The organism is Paenibacillus hodogayensis, from assembly GCF_039536325.1.
In the GTDB taxonomy this organism is placed as follows: domain Bacteria; phylum Bacillota; class Bacilli; order Paenibacillales; family NBRC-103111; genus Paenibacillus_AB; species Paenibacillus_AB hodogayensis.
The window spans coordinates 1-1,335 of record NZ_BAAAYO010000004.1 but is presented as its reverse complement, the minus strand read 5'-3'; the positions used below and the strand labels follow the sequence as shown (position 1 = coordinate 1,335).

The window sequence follows — 1,335 nt, the reverse complement described above, 5'->3', positions numbered from 1 at the left end:
CAAACGCCGCTCCAGCTAAAGGTTCCTTAATTCACTGTCCACTTTCTTGACATAAGTCCACATCAATGAGGAACCTCCACGCTATCGTTCTCCGTTATAATGTGATTATCCCATCGTTAGAATTGGTGCTTGACAGCAGTTTTCAATTTCATGATCGCTTCTCCTTGTGTTCGATATTCTGACGCCGGCCGCATCATGCTGGAAAGAGTGTGGGTTTTGCGGCAAAAAGAAAAGCGCCCGTTACCCCGGGCACCCGCTCACTTCGATTGATACCGATTGAATGTGCTCATCTCTACTTTTCTTTCTGTCACAAGTTCATTCAGAGCTCTCAAGACGTCGATTTGATCCTTTTTAATACCCTCAGCGATTTCCCGAACATCAAATGATTGCCCTTGGTTTTGCTTCAAAAAATACATCACTTCTTGTTTAATAATAATCACCTCCATTTTCTTCCTTTCGACACAAATGGAGGTATATCCTTCTTTGCGTCTAATAGCTCTTTCGGAGGTGTTATTATGCTTGAAAAATATCCACTCGCCAATGACCGGGAAAGACAATGTTTGTATTCCCCTCACTCGCCGGCAAGGTTACGGCCACATTGTACAGGATAGGACAATCAAAGAGCCGGCAAAACTCGTTTTTGAAATGCCGAAAAACGATTCCGTCGCAGCATTGAAAATAGATTACCCGGAGGCAGAAGTTTATTGTTCCGTTCCGGCTTCTTTCTTTCCTCGCTTGACCACCCGAAGGCTGCTATGCATAACCAAACCGCTGTATGTGTTTGGTAGCAGGGACAGATCGTTGATTATGGCGTGCCTATTGAGTGTTTAACAGACGTCTCAGTCTGGATAAAAGGCACCGGCTATTAATAGCATCTTGTGAGTTTAGGATTAGATAATGGAGACGTACGGGAAGCACCCGACGTATTTTCTAGGGTCAGAAATTCAACTTATATAGAATCAGATTATTTACTGAAATGTAGCATGTTTGTGTCGTATAAAATCCGAATTAATCATACTTTCTTTATCGCTATATAACGACACAAACATGAGTCGTATATCTACATAATCAAACTACTATTTTACAGACTCTTTGATTTCCACAACTTTTTTTAATGCGGCTCCGGCTCGGTTCCACGAAAACTTTTTCATATCCAGACGTCCTTGTCGACCTTTCTTTTTACAAAGCTCAGGGTGACGATACGCCAAACTCATCAGGCTTTTTAGGCTCGATAAATCCGGCTCTGCCCATCGTTGCCCTTTCCCTGAAAACAATGAACGAAATCTTCTTGCAATCGCATGGTTGCTATTCATGCTGGTTTGCGGGTTTTGCAGC

At 42.8% G+C, this 1,335-nt stretch carries 1 protein-coding gene and 1 pseudogene; both read right to left on the bottom strand.

Features of this window, described 5'->3' with window-relative positions; all coding sequences use genetic code 11:
• Positions 1-257 precede the first annotated feature (257 nt).
• Complete coding sequence (locus ABD796_RS09470) at positions 258-557, bottom strand: hypothetical protein (protein ID WP_344906456.1); 300 nt, start codon at positions 555-557, stop codon at positions 258-260.
• 519 nt (positions 558-1,076) lie between these two features.
• A pseudogene (locus ABD796_RS09465) lies at positions 1,077-1,335 on the bottom strand (glycosyltransferase family 4 protein); the annotation flags it as partial.